The sequence below is a fragment of the Moorena sp. SIO4A1 genome, from assembly GCF_010672065.1.
Lineage (GTDB): Bacteria > Cyanobacteriota > Cyanobacteriia > Cyanobacteriales > Coleofasciculaceae > Moorena.
Genome location: NZ_JAAHHX010000211.1, coordinates 1 through 3,053, shown reverse-complemented (window position 1 = coordinate 3,053; position 3,053 = coordinate 1). Strand labels below are relative to the sequence as shown.

Here is a 3,053-nt window from a genome sequence, read left to right as displayed (position 1 = left end):
AAGACTGTAAGTAGTTCCAGTTATAGTTAATAATCGGGTGTAATGGTTGATCTTTCCAAAGCATCGGTGACTCCAGAGGAAATTATGTACTCCTTGAAAAAGGAGATGCATCTCAAGGGCATCTGTCAAAAAGTTTTGTATCAACGAGTTATCAATAAAGCGGCTGAAGAAAGAGGGATAACAGTCTCACCAGAAGACGTGCAAGCTCAGGCGGATGAGATCCGTTATGCCAATCGTTTGGAAAAAGCAGCAGAAACATTGGCCTGGCTGGCAGATCAGATGGTGACAGCAGAGGATTGGGAAGCGGGAATTAGCGATCGCTTGCTTGCCCAAAAGCTTGCTGAGTCCTTATTTTCTAAGCATGTCGAAAAAAGCTTTGCTCAAAATCGACTGGACTTTGAGCAAGTTTTGGTTTATCAAATTCTGGTGGATTCTGAGGAAATTGCTCAGGAGCTTTTCTATCAGATTGAGGAAGGAGAAATCAGTTTTTATGAAGCTGCTCATTTCTATGATATAGACCCAGAAAGGCAGCGACGGTGTGGCTATGAAGGAAAGTTGCCTCGCTGGAGTTTTAAGCCTGAGATAGCTGCCGTTATCTTTAGTGTTCAGCCAGGAGAAGTGACTCATCCTCTGCACACCGAACAAGGATACCATCTTTTCTTAGTTGAAGAATTTATTCCAGCTGAATTAACCGAAGAAAAGTCTAAAGAAATTTTACAGGGTATGTTTCAAGAGTGGCTCAATAGTGAAGTTAACTATATGATCCATAGTGAAATTAGTACCATCAATACTGGGGAATAATCCCAATGCTATTATTGGTTTTAGGGACTGAGGCCGTGGGCCACGCTTACTGGCAGAGCCAGACGCGAACGGCTCAGGGAGCAGGGGTAAGTAAATTCAATTTACCTCATCACTAAAATTACTAACTAAAATAACTAACTAAAATAACTAACTAGAGTGATGTAACCATGAGACGTTCCCAGGCAATCAGAAAATGGATAGTTTCACCAGATGGTACGGTTGTAGTCCAAGCCGAAAGTACAGCAAGTGCCTCTGGGGATAAAGTAACCATTATTCAAGAGGTTACTGTCAAAAGAGACTCTAGTGGCAGAATTTATAGCAGAAGTTCATCCTCTTGCCATGCTTCTTCTAGTAGGTAGTTGAAATAGTAGGTAGTTGACCTACTTTGCTGTTGACAGTTGACCCTTGCTTAACCGACCATGGATTGGGCTACCACCCTCTTTACCCAAAGCCAGATCTGAGCTTTTGATGGAAAGCATAAAGCCCACCACTATCATAAATAACTATCTTCCAAAAGTATCGCCATTTTGGCTGATTGTTTTTGGACGAGAAAACAGGCAATCACTTCTTTTCATTTATTTATCAGCAATGACGTACGCTCAGCACTGAGTACTGAGTACTGAGTACTGAGCACTCAGCTTCTTCTAGAATTGGGGGTTAGCTAAATCTAAAGTCAGAGTAGCTGAGATCTACTACACTCACATCTTTAAACAGAACAGTTCCACCATAATCAGAACGGAAAAGAGCACCATCTTGAGTATCAATAATCCCACGTTGGGATATTTCATTATTGAACCACCTGGAGGCATTAACATTACCCCAGCCTTGGAATTCAAATTTATCGACACCCACTTCAAAGTCTTTGATGACATCAAACTCACCGGTTAACAAACTCTCATTCCGTTTGAACACAAATTTATCTGCGCCACTGCCACCTACTAAGGTATCACTACCGCGACCACCAGTAATAATGTCATCTCCACCAATTATGGTATCTTTAGTACTGGGCTGATTGATCTCAATCACGCCTCGCAGATTATTATGCCAAGGATCGCGATCGCTTAAATCATTCCAGGCGCGATCGCCCCAACCCATGACGGCATAGTCTTCACCTTCTGGTTGACTTCCATAGATTGTGGAGTTGTTGGGTTCTCCTGGAGACCAATTGCGATAAGTTGCTGACTCACCACTGACCCACTTCCAATTACCTTCTCTTGAGCTGTCAGTTAAGCCAATCCAAAACAGTTCCTTAGAACCAAATTTGTTAAACAGCCATGTTTGCTCAGCAGCATCATTAATCGTTACCAGGTTACCACCTAAACGCTTTGCCTCAGCTTGAGCTTCGTCCCAGGTGCCAGCAACAGAAGTTAGGAGATATTGATGCCCACGGTAAACACTAACATTGTTGTTTTGGTGATCAGCATCCCCAGCTATGAAATCGTTACCCGAGCCACCCTGGATGGTATCATCATCAATGCCTCCATACATTGTGTCATTACCAGTGCCCCCATACATCATGTCTTGACCAGAGCCACCATACATCATGTCCTTGCCCGAGCCACCCTTAAGAGTGTCATTACCAAAGCTGCCATGGAGTTTGTCGCTACCAGAGTTCCCATATAGCTTATCATCACCTTGACCAGCTTCTAAAATGTCATTCCCATCAAATCCATAGAGGGAATCATTACCTAGGCTGCCATAAATTTTGTCATTGCTGTTAGTGCCACGGAGTTCATCATTCCAGATCGTGCCGTAGCGAACATCATTACCTAAGTTGTCAATTAAAGTATCTCCTAATAATTTAACAGCACTTTGATTAATTTCCACTAACGTCAGATTAGTATTGCGACTAAAGGTGCGCTCATAAGTGCCTGTAAGTGAAGCCTTGACGAAATCTATACCATTGTTGCCATCAATATCAAAACGTTCTTTGGGAGAGTTCACTTTGACGTTATAACTAGAGTCAAAAGATATAGATTAAAAATATATATTTCCAATTTTATCGGAAGAATTTAAATCACCAGAGATGGCAAAGGAATCGATAATCTTGGGCTGATTCATCTGATCAGTATTCAACAGGAAAAAAAATGTCCCCGAGTTAGCCTCAGAATATTCCCGATTGGAATTTTCAATTTCTTTGGCGTTCAGTTCTAAAGCTGCTGAAAAATTGAAAGAGAATTTTTGATTAGCTCGTACTGAAAAATTACCAACTACTTCAGTGCTGCTATTAGCACTGCCCTGAAAACCTCCCA

At 41.9% G+C, this 3,053-nt stretch carries 4 protein-coding genes; 2 read left to right on the top strand and 2 right to left on the bottom strand.

Features of this window, described 5'->3' with window-relative positions:
* The first annotated feature begins 42 nt into the window (after positions 1–42).
* Together F6K53_RS36295 and F6K53_RS36290 are read left to right on the top strand one after the other, a co-directional pair.
* The gene (locus F6K53_RS36295) at positions 43–801 is read left to right on the top strand and encodes a peptidylprolyl isomerase (protein ID WP_293084283.1); all 759 of its coding nucleotides are present in this window, start codon (positions 43–45) and stop codon (positions 799–801) included.
* A 167-nt stretch (positions 802–968) separates the two neighbouring features.
* Positions 969–1,160: a hypothetical protein gene (locus F6K53_RS36290; RefSeq protein ID WP_149030716.1), complete on the top strand. Its 192-nt coding sequence runs from the start codon at positions 969–971 to the stop codon at positions 1,158–1,160.
* A gap of 298 nt (positions 1,161–1,458) precedes the next feature.
* Here F6K53_RS36290 and F6K53_RS36285 read toward each other — a convergent pair whose 3' ends face one another.
* Both F6K53_RS36285 and F6K53_RS36280 read right to left on the bottom strand, forming a co-directional pair.
* Positions 1,459–2,745 (bottom strand): lectin-like protein, encoded by a 1,287-nt coding sequence (locus F6K53_RS36285; RefSeq protein ID WP_293084280.1) that lies wholly within the window; start codon positions 2,743–2,745, stop codon positions 1,459–1,461.
* A 33-nt stretch (positions 2,746–2,778) separates the two neighbouring features.
* Positions 2,779–3,053 (bottom strand): hypothetical protein (locus F6K53_RS36280; protein WP_293084277.1); only part of this gene is annotated, 275 nt, incomplete at its 5' end.

Excerpts from the sequence above, each read along its gene's own strand:
- F6K53_RS36295 (WP_293084283.1), top strand. The coding sequence starts at position 43 with ATGGTTGATCTTTCCAAAGCATCGGTGACTCCAGAGGAAATTATGTAC.
- F6K53_RS36290 (WP_149030716.1), top strand. The coding sequence starts at position 969 with ATGAGACGTTCCCAGGCAATCAGAAAATGGATAGTTTCACCAGATGGT.